Origin of the sequence: Flavobacterium ammoniigenes (assembly GCF_020886055.1) — a bacterium.
Lineage (GTDB): Bacteria > Bacteroidota > Bacteroidia > Flavobacteriales > Flavobacteriaceae > Flavobacterium > Flavobacterium ammoniigenes.
In genome coordinates this window covers 1,838,517-1,857,849 of the sequence record NZ_AP025184.1, presented here as the reverse complement: position 1 = coordinate 1,857,849, position 19,333 = coordinate 1,838,517, and the positions used below count along the sequence as shown (strand labels likewise).

General features: G+C 33.6%; 19 protein-coding genes and 2 other RNA genes. 14 read left to right on the top strand and 7 right to left on the bottom strand.

The features are described 5' to 3' along the window. Positions 1 to 22: 22 nt before the first annotated feature. Positions 23 to 1,096: a glutaminyl-peptide cyclotransferase gene (locus LPC21_RS08555; protein ID WP_229316750.1), complete on the bottom strand. Its 1,074-nt coding sequence runs from the start codon at positions 1,094 to 1,096 to the stop codon at positions 23 to 25. A gap of 88 nt (positions 1,097 to 1,184) precedes the next feature. Between LPC21_RS08555 and ffs the strand changes: the two genes are divergently transcribed. After that, positions 1,185 to 1,282, top strand: an RNA gene (gene ffs, locus LPC21_RS08550) — signal recognition particle sRNA small type. 101 nt (positions 1,283 to 1,383) lie between these two features. Further along, on the top strand, positions 1,384 to 2,187 hold the full coding sequence (locus tag LPC21_RS08545; protein ID WP_229316749.1) for an SDR family oxidoreductase: 804 nt from the start codon (positions 1,384 to 1,386) through the stop codon (positions 2,185 to 2,187). A gap of 2 nt (positions 2,188 to 2,189) precedes the next feature. Here the strand turns inward: LPC21_RS08545 and LPC21_RS08540 are convergent, their stop codons facing one another. Continuing rightward, on the bottom strand, positions 2,190 to 3,077 hold the full coding sequence (locus tag LPC21_RS08540; protein WP_229316748.1) for a Brp/Blh family beta-carotene 15,15'-dioxygenase: 888 nt from the start codon (positions 3,075 to 3,077) through the stop codon (positions 2,190 to 2,192). A gap of 110 nt (positions 3,078 to 3,187) precedes the next feature. Between LPC21_RS08540 and LPC21_RS08535 the strand changes: the two genes are divergently transcribed. Together LPC21_RS08535 and fsa are read left to right on the top strand one after the other, a co-directional pair. After that, a complete protein-coding gene (locus LPC21_RS08535; protein WP_229316747.1) occupies positions 3,188 to 3,919 on the top strand; it encodes a bacteriorhodopsin-like in 732 nt (243 codons plus the stop codon). A 126-nt stretch (positions 3,920 to 4,045) separates the two neighbouring features. Beyond that, entirely contained in the window at positions 4,046 to 4,702 is a 657-nt protein-coding gene (fsa, locus tag LPC21_RS08530) for a fructose-6-phosphate aldolase (protein ID WP_229316746.1), read from the top strand. 73 nt (positions 4,703 to 4,775) lie between these two features. Here fsa and LPC21_RS08525 read toward each other — a convergent pair whose 3' ends face one another. Next, the gene (locus LPC21_RS08525) at positions 4,776 to 6,437 is read right to left on the bottom strand and encodes an MFS transporter (RefSeq protein WP_229316745.1); all 1,662 of its coding nucleotides are present in this window, start codon (positions 6,435 to 6,437) and stop codon (positions 4,776 to 4,778) included. 259 nt (positions 6,438 to 6,696) lie between these two features. Between LPC21_RS08525 and LPC21_RS08520 the strand changes: the two genes are divergently transcribed. The 9 genes from LPC21_RS08520 (at position 6,697) to LPC21_RS08480 (ending at position 15,600) form a co-directional block, all read left to right on the top strand. Further along, positions 6,697 to 8,313 (top strand): ABC-F family ATP-binding cassette domain-containing protein, encoded by a 1,617-nt coding sequence (locus tag LPC21_RS08520; RefSeq protein ID WP_229316744.1) that lies wholly within the window; start codon positions 6,697 to 6,699, stop codon positions 8,311 to 8,313. Between the two features lie 127 nt (positions 8,314 to 8,440). Then, positions 8,441 to 8,980 (top strand): bifunctional pyr operon transcriptional regulator/uracil phosphoribosyltransferase PyrR, encoded by a 540-nt coding sequence (gene pyrR / locus LPC21_RS08515; protein ID WP_229316743.1) that lies wholly within the window; start codon positions 8,441 to 8,443, stop codon positions 8,978 to 8,980. 35 nt (positions 8,981 to 9,015) lie between these two features. Beyond that, positions 9,016 to 9,942 (top strand): aspartate carbamoyltransferase catalytic subunit, encoded by a 927-nt coding sequence (locus tag LPC21_RS08510; RefSeq protein WP_229316742.1) that lies wholly within the window; start codon positions 9,016 to 9,018, stop codon positions 9,940 to 9,942. Between the two features lie 61 nt (positions 9,943 to 10,003). Further along, complete coding sequence (locus tag LPC21_RS08505; RefSeq protein ID WP_229316741.1) at positions 10,004 to 10,336, top strand: ribonuclease Z; 333 nt, start codon at positions 10,004 to 10,006, stop codon at positions 10,334 to 10,336. Continuing rightward, positions 10,336 to 11,241, top strand: a complete 906-nt coding sequence (locus LPC21_RS08500) for a ribonuclease Z (protein WP_229316740.1) — start codon at positions 10,336 to 10,338, stop codon at positions 11,239 to 11,241. Before LPC21_RS08505 ends, LPC21_RS08500 begins: the two co-directional genes overlap by 1 nt. 14 nt (positions 11,242 to 11,255) lie before the next feature. Next, complete coding sequence (gene pdxH / locus LPC21_RS08495; RefSeq protein ID WP_229316739.1) at positions 11,256 to 11,900, top strand: pyridoxamine 5'-phosphate oxidase; 645 nt, start codon at positions 11,256 to 11,258, stop codon at positions 11,898 to 11,900. 131 nt (positions 11,901 to 12,031) lie between these two features. Further along, positions 12,032 to 12,517: a SixA phosphatase family protein gene (locus tag LPC21_RS08490; RefSeq protein ID WP_229316738.1), complete on the top strand. Its 486-nt coding sequence runs from the start codon at positions 12,032 to 12,034 to the stop codon at positions 12,515 to 12,517. Positions 12,518 to 12,522: 5 nt separating this feature from the next. Beyond that, on the top strand, positions 12,523 to 14,670 hold the full coding sequence (gene ppk1, locus LPC21_RS08485) for a polyphosphate kinase 1 (RefSeq protein ID WP_229316737.1): 2,148 nt from the start codon (positions 12,523 to 12,525) through the stop codon (positions 14,668 to 14,670). A gap of 39 nt (positions 14,671 to 14,709) precedes the next feature. Beyond that, positions 14,710 to 15,600 (top strand): Ppx/GppA phosphatase family protein, encoded by an 891-nt coding sequence (locus LPC21_RS08480; protein WP_229316736.1) that lies wholly within the window; start codon positions 14,710 to 14,712, stop codon positions 15,598 to 15,600. Positions 15,601 to 15,608: 8 nt separating this feature from the next. On the opposite strand, the gene LPC21_RS08475 is transcribed toward LPC21_RS08480, so the two are convergent. Continuing rightward, a complete protein-coding gene (locus LPC21_RS08475; RefSeq protein ID WP_229316735.1) occupies positions 15,609 to 16,214 on the bottom strand; it encodes a DNA polymerase III subunit gamma/tau in 606 nt (201 codons plus the stop codon). Between the two features lie 74 nt (positions 16,215 to 16,288). Further along, positions 16,289 to 17,374, bottom strand: a complete 1,086-nt coding sequence (dnaX, locus tag LPC21_RS08470) for a DNA polymerase III subunit gamma/tau (RefSeq protein ID WP_229316734.1) — start codon at positions 17,372 to 17,374, stop codon at positions 16,289 to 16,291. A 175-nt stretch (positions 17,375 to 17,549) separates the two neighbouring features. Here dnaX and rnpB point away from each other — a divergent pair. Continuing rightward, an RNA gene (gene rnpB, locus LPC21_RS08465) (RNase P RNA component class A) lies at positions 17,550 to 17,865 on the top strand. A gap of 14 nt (positions 17,866 to 17,879) precedes the next feature. On the opposite strand, the gene LPC21_RS08460 is transcribed toward rnpB, so the two are convergent. Together LPC21_RS08460 and LPC21_RS08455 are read right to left on the bottom strand one after the other, a co-directional pair. Continuing rightward, on the bottom strand, positions 17,880 to 18,437 hold the full coding sequence (locus tag LPC21_RS08460) for an RsmD family RNA methyltransferase (RefSeq protein WP_229316733.1): 558 nt from the start codon (positions 18,435 to 18,437) through the stop codon (positions 17,880 to 17,882). After that, on the bottom strand, positions 18,434 to 19,246 hold the full coding sequence (locus tag LPC21_RS08455; protein WP_229316732.1) for a DUF3822 family protein: 813 nt from the start codon (positions 19,244 to 19,246) through the stop codon (positions 18,434 to 18,436). The genes LPC21_RS08460 and LPC21_RS08455 overlap by 4 nt, the downstream gene beginning before the upstream one ends. Between the last annotated feature and the right edge of the window lie 87 nt (positions 19,247 to 19,333).

Below are 19,333 nucleotides of genomic sequence, written 5' to 3'. Positions count from 1 at the left end.
CCCTTTTTTTTATGCTTACTATTTAGTTTGTAATTTTTAGTTCAAACATTTTATCCCAATTTTTACCAGTTACAAAAATGGTCTTAGTTTTAGGATTGTAAGCAATTCCATTCAGAACATCCGTGTCAGGTAATTGGGTAATTTTTGTTTTTAAATCAGCTAAATTTAGTATTCCTTCTACCGCTCCAGTTTGAGGGTTGATAACAGCAATGGCGTCTTTTTGGTATACGTTACCATAAATTTTTCCTTCGATCCATTCTAATTCATTCACAGCTTTCACTTTGTTAGCTAAAGAATACACATTGATGGAACCTATTTCAGTGAATGTTGCCGGATTCAAAATATGAATAGTTTCAGAGCTATCTGTCATATACAAAGATTTTCCGTCGGTTGTCAATCCCCAACCTTCCATTTTTTTATAATAGGGAAACGTTTTTTCTTTTTTGAACGTATCTGCATTGTAAACATAGCCTTCATTATTTAACCAAGTCAATTGGTAAACTTTATTGTTTAGAATGGTTATTCCTTCACCAAAATATTGTTCAGCTAATTCTATTTTTTTTAATACTTCTCCGGTTTTATAATTGGTCTTTCTCAAACTAGAAATTCCTTTATTTCCTGTTGGACCACTTCCATTTCCTGTTCCTTCATACAAAGTGTCACGGTAAAATTCTAAACCTTGTGTGTACGCTTGTATGTCGTGAGGGTACGTATTTACAATAGTGTACTGTAATAATTTAGGCTCAACATTTGACACTAATTCAACACGGTCAGTAGCTTCAATAAGTTCCCCATCATAATATACAATGGCTTTTAAGTTTTGGTATCCTAACTTTTGGTCTTTAAAATTGAATGATAGTCTATCCAATCCTTTTCTAGTTCCAATTTTAGTATCATTTACAAAATAGACAACACTATCAACGCTTAAAGTATTCGGATTCAATAATGCCAAATCGATAGATTCTTCCGATTGGTACTGTTCTTTAAATTGAGAAGAATCAAAAGTAAAAAGAGAATTGTTTTCCTTTTTAGCACCTCCACAGTTGGTTACAATTACTCCTAATAAAATGATAAATAAGAAGTTATACTTTTTCATGTTTATATTTTTTAATATTCGAATATACAACCTTATTTTATTAGTAACAATGCTCTTGCAAAAATATAAAAAGGTTGTATATTTGCACCGGCAAGTCCTACACGACCAGCTCCTGCAGACTCCCCCAGGATGGGAACATAGCAAGGGTACGTGGTTGAGCGGTGCGATGTAGGTCGCTTGCCATTTTTTTGATCTTCCATTGGGAAGATTTTTTTGTTTATTGGGTATTCAAAACTTCTTTTTTGAGTATTTTTATCAACTAAACAAGCCATATTAAATTCATTGGAATGAGTAAAGTAGTTTTAATTACAGGAGGATCTTCAGGAATAGGAAAAGCTATAGGTGAATATTTACATCATCAAGGATTTACGGTATATGGAACAAGTAGAAACCCTGAGAAGATTACTAACTCATCTTTTCCGTTGGTTCCTTTGGATGTTAGAGATTCGGCTTCTATTCATTTGGCTGTTGCCAAAATTATACAAGAAACAGGTCGGTTAGATATTGTAATCAATAATGCGGGTGTAGGAATTACTGGTCCTTTGGAAGAGATTCCGATGGAGGAAATCAAAAATAATTTTGAAACCAATTTTTTTGGACCTATCGAAGTAATGAAAGCGGCATTGCCACAAATGCGTTCACAGCAATCAGGTTTGATTATTAATATTACATCAATTGCAGGGTATATGGGATTGCCGTATCGAAGTGTCTATTCAGCTTCTAAAGGAGCTTTAGAATTGATAACAGAGGCGTTACGAATGGAAGTGAAACCTTTCGGAATCCAAATTACAAATGTAGCGCCTGGCGATTTTACTACCAATATAGCAGCAGGTCGTTTTCATGCACCAGTTACAAATGGTTCAGCTTACGAAAAAGTATATGGTGACGTATTGCGAACCATGGATCAACACGTTGATAGTGGAAGTAATCCCAACGAAATGGCAGAAGCAGTTTTTCAAATTATTCAAGAAATAAATCCTAGAATCCATTATAAAGTGGGTGCTTTTATGCAAAAGTTCTCCATTGTATTGAAGAGAATTTTACCCGATAAAGTCTACGAAAAAATGTTGATGAACCATTATAAGTTGTAATCTTAGTGTGATTTATTTTTAAACATATTAAGTATTACAATACAGTGTGGAAATGTAATTGACGCTAAAAAGGCAAAAAATAGCGCATCAAAAACGAGCATATCTTTAGCTATATAATACAATCCAAAAATTCCAATTAAAGAAATACACCAATAGGGGAAAGCAGTTTTAAAATACAATTTGCAATTCGCCCATGTCGAAGAACCATACAAAAATGTAATTTGGTCATTTAACGAGGGAATACTATGCCAAAAAATAAAGTAGATAGCAAATCCCCAAATCAAGCTAGAAGCTTTAAATACTATAACAAGAACCAATAAATAGAACAACTGTTCGATAATATTCTTCCTGAATTCAGTTGAATCAATATACATCTTTATAGTACTGATACTAAAAAGTACTAAACAAACTAGTAAAGTTACTTCTATCAATGCTTCTGAAATTCGGAATTGAGTGATTTCATATATGATTGCAATAACTTCGTTTGTATTTATATAAAACAATAGAAGTAATATTAATAGGCCATATATAAAATGAAATACGGATGAATAGCTATTTTTATTGATTGTGACTATTTCATTCCAATGTTGTTCTCCAAAGTGATAGCTACTAAACAATATAAATAATAGTAAGGCCAGTATCGGAATGGTGGTGAATAGAAGTGCAGAAATACCAATAAGCAGGATATATAGTATAATTAACTTTCTGAAATTGAGTTTTTTATCTGATTTTAAGTTGTTGATCAGTACTAAATCATTGGCTCCATGTAGCACTCCAAAACTCAAAATTAAGATAAATCCTACAATTATTTGATATTTATTTGATAAATAAGAAGTTAGCCAAAGTCCAACAAAGCTAGTAATTACAGACAGTTTCAAAGTTTTTGACATAAAATCTTATTTTTGTTTAACATTTTTTTAAAAAAAATAAACAATAAATGGTGCTTTGTATTTTTTTTAAATGTAAATTTAGATTATTAATTAACCTAATTTTTATTTTTATGTCAAATTTTATGTTTATTTCTGCGAATGTAGCAAAAATGCTACCAAATGACTATGTTGGATTTACATTCTTCATTGGAAGCATGGCCATGATGGCTGCTTCGGCTTTTTTCTTCTTATCGTTAAGTCAATTCGATAAGAAATGGCGTACTTCAGTATTAGTATCTGGATTGATTACTTTTATTGCTGCAGTACATTACTTTTACATGCGTGATTATTGGAATGCTTTCCAAGAGTCGCCAACATTCTTTAGATACGTGGATTGGGTACTTACAGTGCCATTGATGTGTCTTGAGTTTTATTTAATCCTTAAAGTTGCTGGTGCAAAACAAAACTTGTTGTGGAAAATGATTTTCCTTTCAATTGTGATGTTAGTAACAGGTTACTTTGGAGAAACTATTTTTAGTGACCAAGCGGCCATGTGGGGATTCATCTCAGGTCTTGCTTATTTCGTAATTGTTTATGAAATTTGGTTAGGTGAAGCTTCTAAACTAGCTAAAGCTGCTGGTGGAGATGTATTAGCTTCTCACAAAATCTTGTGTTGGTTCGTACTTGTAGGATGGGCAATTTACCCATTAGGTTACATGTTAGGAACTGATGGTTGGTATACTAGTTTCCTTGGAAAAGGAAGTGTAGATGTTGCGTACAACATTGCAGATGCAATCAACAAAATCGGATTTGGATTAGTTGTTTACAACCTTGCTGTTAAATCTACTTCTGGTTCTAACTAGAAATTTAAGATATTGAATATTAAACCGCCTCTGAAAAGAGGCGGTTTTTTTATGCATTTATTTTATTTTTTGTTCTCAATTCATTTCTTACTTTTGTTAACGTATTCACAACTAAATATATTTGGAATGAAATTTTTTATAGACACAGCTAATTTAGCTCAGATTAAAGAAGCACAAGCATTGGGCGTTTTGGATGGTGTAACTACTAATCCGTCATTGATGGCTAAAGAAGGCATCACCGGAAAAAATAATATCTTGAAACATTATGTTGATATCTGTAATTTAGTAGATGGAGATGTAAGTGCCGAAGTTAATGCGTTGGATTTTGAAGGTATGGTGAAAGAAGGAGAGGAGTTAGCTGATTTGCATGAGCAAATTGTGGTGAAATTACCTATGACCAAAGAAGGTGTTATGGCAGCCAAATACTTTTCTGATAAAGGAATAAGAACGAATGTAACCTTAGTTTTCTCTGCAGGACAAGCTTTATTAGCTGCTAAAGCAGGTGCTACTTATGTTTCTCCTTTTATTGGACGATTGGATGATGTATCTACAGATGGATTAGCTTTGATTGAAGAAATTCGTCAAATCTATGATAACTACGGATTTGAAACACAAATTTTAGCGGCTTCTGTGCGTCATACAATGCATATAATGAATTGTGCTAAAATTGGTGCTGATGTAATGACAGGACCACTTTCAGCAATTTACGGATTATTAAAACACCCTTTAACCGATATTGGATTAGCGCAGTTTGTAGCTGATTTTGAAAAAGGAAACAAATAAATAAACCTTTTGGTTTAAAATGAAAAATCCCATCAATTGATGGGATTTTTTGGTTTTGGTTAGTTGCGTATTTTTAGTGTCCACCACCCACTTCGATATCGTTTCCAATACCTTGTTTTTCTAAAATCCCAATTACTTTCCAACCGTAGAATGCTATAAAAGCAAAACACAATACTGGAATGAAATAAGAAGTATGAATTCCGATAACATCGGCTAATTTACCTTGTAATGGTGGAATTATACCTCCACCTAAAATCATCATAACTAAGAAAGCAGCACCTTGAGAAGTGTATTTTCCTAAACCTGCAATTCCTAATGAGAAGATACAAGGCCACATAATACTCAAGAATAATCCACCACTCATAAAGGCGAAAATTGCTATTGTACCGGTGGTAGCTAAACCGATTAACATCGCAATTGCTCCTAATAAACCAAAAATTAATAAGGTTCTTGATGGTTGATCTTTTCCTAAGAAGAAACCAACAATTTGGAAAATAATTACAAATGCATAAGCATACAAAGGAGTGATATCTTGACCTGATATAGCATTAGCTGCTAAAACAACACCAAACGCAACATAAGGAACTGCAATCAATAAAATCTTTCTCATTTGAGAAGATGGGTTAAAAACTGAAATCGCACCAGCCCAACGTCCAATCATTAAACTTCCCCAATACATAGACATAAATGGTGCAAGTCCTGGTCCTGTAATGGCACCAAAATCGTCAGTTTTTAATAATTCACCTAAATTACTACCGATACTCACTTCAACACCCACATAAGAGAATAATGCAAGCATCCCTAAAACTAATTGAGGATATTTCATAGCTCCCCATCCTTCTGGATTTTTTTGAGCGGTTGTGTTAGCAAATAAAAGACCAACTACAACAACTAATAAAGTAGAGATGGTAAGTCCTAATCCTAAATAATCTACTTCTTTGTTTTCGATGAAATGTTTTATAAACTCAGGATCTTCGTAACGAGAAAAGATATACCCAAAAATCACTACTAAAATCACTGTAATGATAATAAGTGTTTTTAAAGCTTTGTTAGCTGTTTCAAAGGAATCATCACTTTTTCCAGCAGGTAATTTTTTTGAAAAATGAAATAATGCAGCGGCTAATAAAAACAAACCACCTACAGCCATGTATAAAGTGATCATCGAATCTAATGAATCTGCTTTTTGTGCAAACTCTTCAATACTCACTCCAGAAATAACTCCAAAAAGGGCAAAAGATACTACGATCGGCCCAATAGTTGTTCCTAAAGAGTTGATACCTCCAGCCAAGTTCAAACGGCTAGATGCAGTATGAGGTTCTCCTAAGGAAGCAGCAAAGGGTTGTGCAGATGTTTGTTGTAGAGAGAATCCTAAGGCTACTATAAATAAAGCTCCTAGTATGAATAAATAACTTCCTTGAATAACTGCTAAAATCATCAATGCAGCACCAAAAGTACTAATCAACAATCCGTAAATAATTCCTTTTTTAAATCCCCAGCCATTAAGAATGTCTCTTTTGGCAGTACTACTAAAAATAAAAAGTAATAAAGCACCAATATAGTAAGCTCCGTAAAAAGCGAAGTCAATTAGCTGACTTTGAAATTGATCTAATCCGAATTTAGCTTTACAAAAAGGGATGAACACACCATTTGATGCTCCAATAAATCCCCAGAAGAAGAAAACCGTAATAAGGGTCGAAAGGGCCGAGTTATTCGACTTTGTCTGTTCTGAATTCATGTTTTGGTTTTTTTAGTTTGTGATAATTAATTGCTGTAAAGATGTAAAAATATTTGTTACAAAAATCAAAAAAAAATATTTCAGTGTAAATATTGTTAAAATTATTGAATCAATAGTTTTTTGTAACAATTGTTGATTATTTACCATTACCTATATCTATAAAATGATTTTGACACTTTTGATTTACCTGATTTGTCATTAGAATTAAAACACGATTCTATTTAGTTTTTTGCTACTTTTGCAAAAAAATTAGAAACACATGTTATCAGTTAATAATCTATCTGTTCAGTTTGGCAAGCGAATTTTATTCGACGAAGTAAACACCACTTTTACCCAAGGTAATATTTATGGTGTTATTGGAGCCAATGGTGCTGGAAAATCAACTTTCTTAAAGATTATCTCAGGCGAAATGGATCCAACTTCGGGTCACATTCATTTGGAGCCAGGAAAACGTATGTCGGTTTTAAATCAAAACCACAATATGTTTGACGAATATACTGTTTTGGAAACCGTAATGATGGGGAACAAGGTTTTGTATGCCGTTAAAAAAGAAATGGACGAATTGTATTTAGATTATAACGATTCCAATGCGGATCGAATTGGGGAATTACAAGTCCAATTTGAAGAAATGAATGGTTGGAATGCTGATTCTGATGCGGCTTCCATGTTATCCAATTTAGGAATTACAGAGGACAATCATTATACCATGATGGCCGACTTGGAAGGAAAGATCAAAGTGCGTGTGCTTTTGGCACAAGCTCTTTTTGGGAATCCTGACGTATTGATTATGGATGAGCCTACCAACGATTTGGATTTTGAAACCATTGCTTGGTTAGAAAATTTCTTGGCCAATTATGAAAACACTGTAATTGTAGTATCGCACGACCGTCACTTTTTAGATGCGGTTTGTACACATATTTCTGATATTGATTTCGGAAAAATCAATCATTATTCAGGAAACTATACTTTTTGGTACGAATCGAGCCAGTTAGCGGCGAAACAACGTGCACAACAAAACAAAAAAGCCGAAGAAAAGAAACAAGAATTAGAAGAATTTATTCGTCGTTTTTCTGCGAATGTGGCTAAGTCAAAACAAGCGACTTCTCGTAAAAAAATGATTTCGAAATTAAACATTTCTGAAATCAAACCGTCAAGTCGTCGCTATCCTGCTATTATTTTTGATCAAGACCGTGAAGCGGGTGACCAAATTTTAAATGTAGAAAACCTTAGTGCTTCGATTGATGGAGAGCTTTTGTTTAAAGGAGTGGATTTGAACATGGCAAAAGGGGATAAGATTGTTCTTTTTTCTAAAGATTCTCGAGCAACAACTGCTTTTTACGAAATAGTAAACGGCAATCAAAAAGCCGATGAAGGTACTTTTGATTGGGGAATTACAACAAATCAAGCCTACTTACCAGCTGAAAATCATTCCTATTTTGAGAATGATTTGACCTTAGTAGATTGGTTGCGTCAATGGGCTAAAACAGAAGAAGAAAGAGACGAAGTCTTTATTAGAGGGTTTTTAGGCAAAATGATTTTCTCTGGAGAAGAAGCTTTAAAAACTAGCCGTGTATTATCAGGAGGAGAAAAAGTACGTTGTATGTTGTCTCGAATGATGATGGAACGTGCCAATATTTTAATGTTGGATGAACCTACCAATCACTTGGACTTAGAGTCGATTACGGCTTTCAATAATTCGTTAAAGAACTTTAAAGGCTCTGTTATATTTACTACACATGACCACGAATTTGCACAAACTGTTGGTAATCGTGTAGTCGAATTAACACCCAATGGAGCGATTGATCGTTACATGACATTCGACGATTATTTGGATGATGAAAAAGTACAAGAATTAAGAACTAAAATGTATTCTTAATTTGTAAATAAATTAAAAAGTCTTGAATTTTCAAGGCTTTTTTTTTGGATATTTATTTCTGTTGTTTTTAATTATCAATCATAAAACAGAATTTGTATATTTGCCCAACCAAACATTACACTTTACCATGAGTCAAAAAGTATTACTTACTGCAAAAGAAGTTACTATCATACTACATCGTTTGGCTTGTCAATTAATTGAAAAACACTTAGATTTCTCAGATACTATTCTTGTAGGGATTCAGCCTAGAGGCGTTTTCTTGGCAGAACGTTTGAAAGAAATTTTAGAAAAAGAATACCAAACCCCTGCAATTACCTTAGGCTATTTAGACATCACTTTTTTTAGAGATGATTTCCGTAGAACCGAAAAACCTTTGGAGGCTAATAAAACCAATATCAACTTTATAGTAGAAAATAAAAAAGTCATTTTTATTGATGACGTTTTGTTTACTGGGCGTAGTATTCGTTCCGCTTTAACTGCTATTCAATCTTTTGGAAGACCGTCTGAAATTGAATTGTTGGTCTTGATTGACAGACGTTTTAGCCGTAATTTACCGATACAACCTGATTATAGAGGTAGACAGGTCGATGCAATCAATAATGAAAAAGTAAAAGTGTGTTGGAAAGAAAATGATGGAGAAGATGGTGTTTATTTAATTACAAATTAAAAGCAGCCTTCATTAATATATAATTGTAAAGAAAAATGAAAGAATTAAGCGTAAATCATTTATTAGGAATTAAATATATCAACAACAATGATATTGACTTAATTTTTGAAACCGCTGATCATTTTAAGGAAGTTATCAATAGACCTATTAAGAAAGTTCCTTCTTTGCGAGACATTACCATTGCTAATATTTTTTTTGAAAACAGTACCCGAACCAAACTTTCTTTTGAATTAGCCCAAAAACGTTTGTCAGCTGATGTAATTAGTTTTTCGGCTGCACAATCTTCAGTTAAAAAAGGAGAAACCCTTATAGATACTGTAAATAACATACTTTCCATGAAAGTGGATATGGTAGTCATGCGACATGCTAACCCTGGAGCAGCTTATTTTTTATCCAAAAATGTAAAAGCTAGTATTGTTAATGCGGGAGATGGAGCACATGAACATCCTACACAAGCTTTACTTGATAGTTATTCGATTCGTGAAAAACTAGGAGATGTTGCTGGAAAAAAAGTGGTAATTGTTGGAGATATTTTACATTCTCGAGTAGCCTTATCTAACATCTATGCTTTGCAAATGCAAGGTGCAGAAGTAAAAGTTTGCGGTCCTAAAACTTTAATTCCGAAACACATTGAATCACTTGGAGTAACAGTTGAGCCTAATTTACGTAAAGCACTTGAATGGTGTGATGTAGCTAATATGTTACGCGTTCAAAATGAGCGAATGGATGTGAATTATTTTCCTTCCACAAGAGAATACGCACAACAATATGGAGTAGATAAAAAGCTATTGGATTCGCTCAATAAAGAGATTGTCATCATGCACCCTGGACCAATCAATCGTGGAGTTGAAATTACGAGTGATGTTGCCGACTCACAACAATCTGTTATTCTAGACCAAGTTGAAAATGGTGTAGCGATACGAATGGCAGTGATCTACCTTTTGGCGTCTAAAATACAATAGTTCATTGTTACAAACTTGATTTATAATTTAATAAACTATTTCAGTTTTATATTTCCTATTTATGAAAGTTGATCAAAAAGGCCATACCATAACTATCAAGGATACTCAGGGAGATTTTACGTCATTTTTAGACAAAGTGTCGCAATCTAACCCTTCTTTTGAAACGCATAATATAATACTTGATTTATCTCATAATAATTCGATCACTCTTGCTGATTTGAAATTAGTGCTTCCATTGGCTAAGCTTTACAAAAAATCCAAGAAATCATTTGTCGTTGTTGTTGAAGGAATTGATTTTAATGCGGTTCCTGAACAATTAACGGTAGTACCCTCGGTTCTAGAAGCTCATGATATCATTGAGATGGAAGAAATTGAACGCGATTTAGGATTTTAATGAAACTTACTATTCTTGGCTGTTATGCCGCTACACCACGAACAATTACTAATCCAACTTCCCAGGTATTAGAGATTAAAAACAGAATGTTTTTGATTGATTGTGGCGAAGGAACTCAAGTACAGCTTCGAAAAAATAAAATAAAATTTTCTAAAATCAATCAGGTTTTTATTTCCCATTTGCATGGGGATCATTTTTTTGGTTTGATCGGATTGATTTCCACATTTAGTTTGTTGGGTAGAACCACCGATTTACATATTTACGGGCCAAAAGGAATTAAAGAGATTATCATTTTACAATTGAGATTGTCTAATTCATGGACGAATTACGGTTTGTATTTTCACGAATTGGAATCGGAAGAAAGTGAAGTTGTTTTTGAAGATGATAAAGTTTTGGTGACAACCATACCTTTGAAACATCGAGTGTATACCAATGGTTTTTTGTTCCAAGAAAAAGTGGGAGAACGAAAATTGAATATGGATGCGGTTCTGAATCATGAAATTGAGAGCTGTTACTATCAAAAAATTAAAAACGGAAAAGATATTAAATTGGATGACGGAAGATTGATTGCAAATTCTGTTCTAACATTTGATCCAATTGAACCGAAAAGTTATGCTTTTTGTTCTGATACCGTATTTCATGAAGACATAATTCCAATTATCGAAAATGTTGATATTCTATATCATGAATCTACTTTTTTAGAATCAGAAGTAAGTTTAGCCAATAAAACCTTACATTCAACTGCTAAAGAAGCGGCACGAATTGCTTTGAAAGCTAATGCAAAACAGTTAATTTTAGGACATTATTCTACTCGATACGAAAGTATAGATTTATTTAAAGAAGAAGCAAAAACTATTTTTCCTGAAGTGCTTTTGGCAGAAGATGGGAAAACCTTTGAATTGTAAAACATAAAATTTTTATGAAAGATTTAAGCGATTACAGAAAAACTTACGATAAAAGTGAATTGTTAGAAACTTCAATACCTGGGGATCCGATTAATTTGTTTAATCGTTGGTTTCATGAAGTAGAGGATTTTGGTGGTACCGAAGAGGTCAATGCGATGACTGTTGCTACAATTGGTTTGGATGGATTTCCAAAATCGAGAGTCGTTTTGTTAAAGAAATTCAATGAAGAAGGATTTGTTTTTTATACCAATTACAATTCCGAAAAAGGAAAAGCTATAACTGCTAATCCACATATTTGTTTGTCCTTTTTTTGGCATAGCATGGAACGTCAAGTGATCATCAAAGGAATTGCTCAAAAAACAGCTGAAATTATTTCGGATAATTATTTTGCTTCAAGACCCGACGGAAGTAAGTTGGGTGCTATAGTTTCAAACCAATCGGAGGTAGTGCCGTCGAGAGAGTATTTGGAAGCTAATCTAAAGCAATTAGAATCTGATTTTGAAGGGATAGTGATTCCTAGACCTGAACATTGGGGCGGATTTTTAGTAACCCCTCTTGAAGTTGAATTTTGGCAAGGAAGACCTAATCGTCTTCATGATCGAATTCGATACCAAGCACAGTCTGATTTTTCTTGGAAAATTGATCGTTTATCTCCCTAAGATTGAATTTGGTTTGCGTTAGTAATTTATCAATAGTAAATGTAATTAGTGTTTTAAACTTTCGTAAATTGTGTAGTAAAGAAATGTATAAGATTATTTAAATCATTTGAACTTTAAATTGCTACACTATTTTGAAAAATCTAATTTTAGTCAGACACGCCAAATCCAGTTGGGAAGCTCCACTTCAAGACGTTGATCGTTCGCTATTGCAAAGAGGAATTGTAGATGCGCATTTAGTTTCTTCTGCTATTTCAAATTATATTCCTAACACATTTTTACTTTGGAGTAGTATTGCAAAAAGAGCCTCTGAAACGGCACTTATTTTTGCACAAAACATATCCTTTCCTATAGAGAATATAATTTACAAAGAAGATTTATACACTTTTGATGAATTGCAATTGGAAAAAGTTATTAAATCGTGTAATAATCTTTACGAAACTGTTATTCTTTTTGGCCATAACGAGGCTATTACAAATTTTGTTAATAAATTTGGAGATTACGTCCTGCCTAATGTTCCTACTTCTGGTTTTGTATCCCTTCAATTTGAACAAGACCAATGGAGTTCCATTAAAAATGGGCGAATATTAAAAACTATTTTTCCTAAAGATTTAAAATAATTTACGTGTTGCAACAAAAATATATTGATAGAGAAAAAAGCTGGTTGGCTTTTAATGCTAGAGTTTTACAAGAAGCAGGAGATGTGACGGTTCCCTTATTGGATCGAATGCGATTTTTGGGAATTTTTTCCAATAATTTAGATGAATTTTTTAGAGTTCGTTTTGCTGCTATTCGACGATTGACATTAACTGGAATTTCGGGTGAAAAATACTTTAACGGAATCTCATCCAGTCAGTTATTACATGATATTACCGAGATTGTAATTGATCAACAAGCTGAGAGTTTGGAAATATTGAATGATATTGAGGCTCGCTTAGAAAAAGAAAACATCTTTACCATTGATGAAAATGATGTAACCCCAGCTCAAGAATTGTATTTAAAAGATTTTTTCGTACAAAAGGTGAGTCCAGAATTGGTTACTATCATCCTGAATGATTTGGATCATTTCCCGGTTTTAAAAGACACTTCGGGTTATTTAGCTGTTAAATTAGTGATTAATGGTTTGGCTGATGAAATAGAAAAGAAAACTTTCAATTTACGTTCTTTATTAAAAAGAAGTCCGAAGGAAATCAAAAATAAAAGCAACAAAGAGACACTTTATGCGGTAATTGAAATACCAAAAACAATCAACCGTTTTGTGGTTTTACCCCCAGAAGGAGAAAAGCAATATGTTATTATGCTTGACGACGTTCTTCGTTTGAATCTCAATAAAATTTTTGACATTTTTGATTATGAAAGTGTCGATGCGCACATGATTAAAATCACACGAGATGCACAGTTGGATATCGATAGCGACTTGAGTAAAAGTATGCTAGAAAAAATTGCATCGAGTGTTAAAGATCGAAGAATTGGTGAACCAGTTCGATTTATATACGATCAAAACATTGACAAAGATACCCTAGATTTTTTCTTAACTAATATGAAAATTGATGCTACCGATAGTATCATTCCTGGAGGGAAATACCATAATAGAAGGGATTATATGGATTTTCCAAACTTGGGAAGATTTGACTTATTATATAAAACCAATCCGCCTTTGCCTTTACCAGGCTTGAGTTTGGATGAAAATATAATGAAGAAAATTGCAGCCAAGGATTATTTGGTGAGCGCACCTTATCAATCCTATTCCTATGTGATTAAATTTTTGAGAGAAGCTGCATTAGATCCAGCAGTGACTTCTATCAAAATTACCTTATATCGATTAGCTAAAAATTCTCAAATAATTAGTTCATTAATTAATGCCGCTAAAAACGGAAAAAAAGTAACTGTTCAAATTGAATTGCAAGCCCGTTTTGATGAAGCGAGTAATATCTTTTACTCTGAACAAATGCAAATGGAAGGTATTGAGCTTATTTTTGGGGTAAAAGGTTTAAAAGTGCACTCAAAGATTTGCGTGATTGAACGTCAAGAAGGCAATAAAATTCATCGTTATGGTATTATTTCTACAGGGAATTTTAATGAATCTACTGCAAAGGTCTATACCGATGTCACCTTGTTTACAGCTCATCAAAAAATACTAAAAGACGTTTCTAAAGTATTTGAATTTTTTGAAATCAATTATCGTATTTACAATTATCAGCATATTATTACCTCTCCGCATTTCACTCGGAATAAATTTAATAAGCTCATTAATAGAGAAATTGCTCATGCTAAAGAAGGTAGGACTACCTATATGAAATTAAAAATGAATAGTTTGTCTGATATTGAAATGATAGACAAATTGTATGAAGCGAGTAATGCTGGAGTGAATATTAAATTAGAAGTAAGAGGGATTTGTTCTTTAATTCCTGGGATTCCTGGAATGAGCGAAAATATTGAAGCGATAAGTATTGTAGATAATTATTTGGAACATTCCCGAATATATATTTTTGGTAATGCTGGCGATCCAGAAGTTTTTATTTCTTCCGCCGATTTGATGACTCGTAATTTGGACGGAAGGGTAGAAGTAACCTGTCCAATTTATGATGAAGATATTAAAAGAGAATTGATTGACAATTTCGATTTAGGTTGGCAAGGAAATGTAAAAGCAAGATTGCATTCGCATTTATTGGATAACAAATACCGACAACGAGGCAATAAACCTGTCTTCAGAGCACAATTGGAAACTTATAATTATTATAAAAATATGTTAGCTGAGGGGGAGTCAAACTAATTTCTCTTACTTGAACTAATTTTACCTAGATTTGATTTAATGCTAAATATAAAAAAATACGCCGCTATTGATATTGGTTCCAATGCCATGCGATTGCTTATTGCCAATATTGTTGAACAAGATGGCAAAGACACCCAATTTAATAAAAGTTCCCTAGTTCGCGTTCCTATTCGTTTGGGACAAGATGCTTTTACGGTTGGTGAAATTTCTGAAGAGAATATCGATAGAATGTGCGATGCAATGAAAGCTTTCAATCTATTAATGAAAGTCCACAAAGTAGAGCATTATAAAGCATTTGCTACCTCGGCAATGCGTGAAGCTTATAATGGAAAAGAGGTTACAGAAATCATTAAAAAGAAAACCGGAATAAAAATTGAAATTATTGATGGTAAAAAAGAGGCGGCAATCATTGCCTCTAGTGATTTACACAGCTTGATCAAAACGGACAAAACCTATCTTTTTGTGGATGTTGGTGGTGGTAGTACCGAGTTTACGTTGTTTTCAGATGGTAAGATGATTGTCTCTCGCTCTTTTAAAGCAGGGACCGTTCGTTTATTGAACGATATGGTTCATGAAGTGGTTTGGGATGAAATTGAAAAATGGATTCGTACCAATACAGCCGATTTTGAAGAAGTAACACTTATTGGTTCCGGAGGAAATATCAATAAATTGTTTAAAATGTCTGGAAAATCTCAAGACAAACCACTGTCGTATATTTATATGAATTCGCAATATGCCTTCTTGAATTCATTAACTTACGAACAACGTATTGCAGAATTAGGATTGAATTCAGATCGTGCCGATGTTATTATTCCTGCTACTCGAATTTATTTGAATGCGATGAAATGGAGTGGTGCCAGAAATATATATGTTCCTAAAATTGGTTTGGCTGACGGAATTGTGAAAGCCATGTACTACGGAAATATCTAACTAATTATTTATGTTATATCTAATCCAAATGTTGACTTTAACAATTCAATATTCGGATTGATTTGGTGCAAACGGTTGTAACGATCTTGATCATTAAAGCTGCGTTTGCTTTCAAAGCTTTCATTTACAATTACTTGAATTGTAATATCGTGGTTGTGTAAATGCCCTTTTAAGTATCCCAACAATCCTAATTTTTCACTTTCAAAATCCAATTTGGATCCTTCATTAGGTAATTCAATAGTGATATGGGTTCCATCTAAAACAGGATCATTGATTAGCAATAAGGATTCCATAATTTTGTACCCCTTGTCGCCCAAACGCTGTGCATATTTATTCCATTGTAATAACATTTCAGTTTCCGTGAATGGTTCTGTAGGTAAATGAACAGTTTCTTTTACAAACGTTTTGGAGTTTTCCTCTAAAGCTTTTTTAGCTCGAATACTCGATAAAGAGAGTGCTGAAACTTTCGCCTCGGTTTCGTTTGAAATACTAGGCTTTGGCACTTCTACAATTGGTTCAACGATAGTTGTATGTGTTTCAAGAACTACCTCAGTAGCAGTTTCTACAATTTCTGGAGAATGGATTACTTGTGCTGTAGAAATTGTTTCGTCCACCTTTTCGGTGGTAGCAACACTTTTGATAACTTCAACTATTGAATAACCAGAATTTTTAAAGTAAGTGGGCGGAATTATAAATGGCTCAACTTTTTTTTTTCTCCATCGAAAGTGATGGAGGCCAATTGCATCAAGCAAAGTTCAACTAAGAGTCGTTGATTTTGACTGACTTTGTATTTTAGATCACAATCATTAGCAATTTCAATTCCCTTCAATAAGAAATTAGCATCGCATTTTTGTGCTTGCACACCGAACATTTGCTGCGCTTGTTCGCCAACTTCTAATAAAGATAGTGTTGCCGGATTTTTAGAAACCAATAGATCTCTGAAATGAGAGGCTAATCCTGAAACAAAATGATGTGCATCAAATCCTTTGGATAAAATTTCATTAAATGCAACTAATAATTCTGGGATTTTATTTTCCAAAATCAATTCGGTTACATTGATGTAGGTTTCATAATCCAACACATTCAAGTTCTCAGTAACTGCTTGACGGGTTAAATTGTTCCCGCAAAACGAAACGACACGGTCAAAAATCGATAAAGCATCACGCATGGCGCCATCTGCTTTTTGGGCAATGATATGCAAAGCATCGTCCTCAAATTGCACACCTTGACTAGTGGCAACATCGGCAAGATGTTCTTTAGCATCTTTAACGGTGATTCTTTTGAAATCAAATATTTGACAACGTGATAAAATCGTTGGAATAATTTTATGTTTTTCGGTCGTTGCCAAAATGAAAATGGCATGTTTTGGTGGTTCTTCTAATGTTTTCAAAAAAGCATTAAAAGCGGCCGAAGAAAGCATATGTACCTCATCAATGATGTATACTTTGTATTGCCCTGTTTGGGGAGGTATACGCACTTGGTCAATCAAGTTTCGAATATCATCTACCGAGTTATTGGAAGCTGCATCCAATTCAAAAACATTGAAAGCAAAATCTTCATTCGGATCGTCGTAACCTGGTTGATTGATTTTTCGAGCCAAAATTCGAGCACAAGTAGTTTTACCAACTCCACGAGGTCCAGTAAATAATAGGGCAGAGGCCAAGTGGTTGTTTTCAATGGCATTCAACAAAGTATTAGTAATGGCTTTTTGTCCCACAACATCTTTAAATGTCTGCGGACGGTATTTGCGCGCCGATACTACAAATTGTTCCATTGAATAGGTATTAGATAGCAAATATAGGATATGAATTCTCAAAATGCAATAGCTCCATCTTCAAAACAGAACGACTTATCCCCAATTTACTAACAAAATTGGAATGCCGATTTGCTATTCTTGAGACTACTTTTCAATCAATTATGAATTCCCATAAATTATGTTGTAAATTTGCCCCGCAGACCGCCTTATCGCCGTCCTGATTAATTAGGAGGGAGGAAAGTCCGGACACCACAGAGAAGCATAGCGGGTAACACCCGCCGGTTCGAGTAATCGGATTAGGACAAGTGCAACAGAAAGCAGGTACAGGTAATGCTGTAGTGAAACCAGGTAAACTCTATGCGGTGAAATACCAAGTATATCAGCATTTAAGGGCTTCTCGTCCGTTGTTGAAGGGTAGGTAGCTTGAGTCTTGCAGTAATGCAAGATCTAGATAAATGATAAGGCTCCGTTTACGGAGACAGAATCCGGCTTATAGGTCTGCTTTTTTTATTTTTGAGGAAAACTATTCTTCGTCCTCAGAACTAACCATTTCGAAGAAACTAAAGAATGAACCTCCATAACTTTTTTGAAAAGAAAAATGAGGTAAATGTTCCATCTTAGTGTATTTGGAATGTTCAATAATCAACATACCGTCTTCTTCCAAAAGTCCTCTGTCAAAAACTAGAGTTACTACTTTTTCAAATGTTTTTTGGTCCAATCCGTAAGGAGGATCTGCAAAAATGATATCGTAGGTTGTTTTGTTTTTTTCAAGAAAAGCAAACACATCACTTTTGGTAGCAGCGATATTAAAATCAAATTCAGCAGCAATTTGTTTGATAAATTTCACACAACCAAAATCACCATCAACAGAAGTTATTGGCGAACTACCTCGTGAAGCAAATTCAAAACTAATGTTTCCAGTACCCGAAAATAAGTCTAAAACTTTAAGTCCTTCAAAGCTAAAATGATTATTCAATACATTGAATAAAGCTTCTTTACTCATATCGGTTGTGGGGCGAACAGGAAGGTTTTTTGGGGGAAATATACGTCGGCCTTTGTATTTACCTGAAATAATTCTCATGAATTAAAAAGTATAAAATGGGTTCTATTGTCCGCTTCAGAGAAAGTATTTTTAGCTTGTAATTCGCTAACGTCAAGTAAAGTAATATTACGGATGTATCGGTATGCCAATTGGTAGTACTCACTTTCGGTATCAATTTTTCCTATCAATTCCAAAGTGAATTCTTCTGGATTTAAATCCAATTGTTCCGCTGTAAACAAAATGTAATACAAGAAATCTTCTGGCGTAGTATATTCAAAAGAGTTGAAAAACAATAGTTTTTGGTTTTGAACTACAATAATCTCAAAGTGTCCCGAATTGATATGAACAACTACTTTTTTCTCTGGGTTATTTTTAGATCCAATCAATAATTTAGAAACTAAAATAGTAGTAGCATGTTTGTAATCAAAAGTGCCAAATTGATCAATAAAAAAATTATTGATATTCACATACGGAATGTAAACCGTATTCATTTGGCAATTAGCGATTTCGTCAAAAGCAAAAAAATCAGTTTCAAATACCTTGGTGTTGTATTGTAAATAGCTTCCTAAGAAGTTTTCGTCAAATAAAGGTTCAGGGACAAAAGTGGCAAGATTACTATTATGAATAACTAAAATTTCATCATAGGATTCTTTTAATTCTGGATAATCACTAAAAGCATCTGCAAACAATTCTTCGGTTTTAGTGGCTTTATGAAAACTATCAAAACGAACCTCGTTAAAAGAAATAATAGTATCGTTTAGTGTATCAAAACAACAAAAAGAAAGACCGTTCAAGTCAACTTGAATGGATAGTTTTTTATATTTCTTTTCGGTGATATTAGAATTCATGATCTTTTATTTCAACACTGCAAACATACGAATAACAATGTAAATAGCAATATCAAAAATCATAGACAAAAATCAATCATCTGATCT

Bases quoted from the DNA above. Each gene is read 5' to 3' on its own strand.
- LPC21_RS08540 (WP_229316748.1), bottom strand. From the start codon at position 3,077: ATGTCAAAAACTTTGAAACTGTCTGTAATTACTAGCTTTGTTGGACTT.
- LPC21_RS08455 (WP_229316732.1), bottom strand. From the start codon at position 19,246: ATGAATTCTAATATCACCGAAAAGAAATATAAAAAACTATCCATTCAA.
- pyrR (WP_229316743.1), top strand. From the start codon at position 8,441: ATGAGTCAAAAAGTATTACTTACTGCAAAAGAAGTTACTATCATACTA.
- LPC21_RS08525 (WP_229316745.1), bottom strand. From the start codon at position 6,437: ATGAATTCAGAACAGACAAAGTCGAATAACTCGGCCCTTTCGACCCTT.
- LPC21_RS08480 (WP_229316736.1), top strand. From the start codon at position 14,710: ATGCTAAATATAAAAAAATACGCCGCTATTGATATTGGTTCCAATGCC.
- LPC21_RS08545 (WP_229316749.1), top strand. From the start codon at position 1,384: ATGAGTAAAGTAGTTTTAATTACAGGAGGATCTTCAGGAATAGGAAAA.
- LPC21_RS08520 (WP_229316744.1), top strand. From the start codon at position 6,697: ATGTTATCAGTTAATAATCTATCTGTTCAGTTTGGCAAGCGAATTTTA.
- pdxH (WP_229316739.1), top strand. From the start codon at position 11,256: ATGAAAGATTTAAGCGATTACAGAAAAACTTACGATAAAAGTGAATTG.
- LPC21_RS08555 (WP_229316750.1), bottom strand. From the start codon at position 1,096: ATGAAAAAGTATAACTTCTTATTTATCATTTTATTAGGAGTAATTGTA.
- LPC21_RS08505 (WP_229316741.1), top strand. From the start codon at position 10,004: ATGAAAGTTGATCAAAAAGGCCATACCATAACTATCAAGGATACTCAG.
- LPC21_RS08500 (WP_229316740.1), top strand. From the start codon at position 10,336: ATGAAACTTACTATTCTTGGCTGTTATGCCGCTACACCACGAACAATT.
- LPC21_RS08535 (WP_229316747.1), top strand. From the start codon at position 3,188: ATGTCAAATTTTATGTTTATTTCTGCGAATGTAGCAAAAATGCTACCA.
- LPC21_RS08510 (WP_229316742.1), top strand. From the start codon at position 9,016: ATGAAAGAATTAAGCGTAAATCATTTATTAGGAATTAAATATATCAAC.
- fsa (WP_229316746.1), top strand. From the start codon at position 4,046: ATGAAATTTTTTATAGACACAGCTAATTTAGCTCAGATTAAAGAAGCA.
- dnaX (WP_229316734.1), bottom strand. From the start codon at position 17,374: ATGGAACAATTTGTAGTATCGGCGCGCAAATACCGTCCGCAGACATTT.
- LPC21_RS08460 (WP_229316733.1), bottom strand. From the start codon at position 18,437: ATGAGAATTATTTCAGGTAAATACAAAGGCCGACGTATATTTCCCCCA.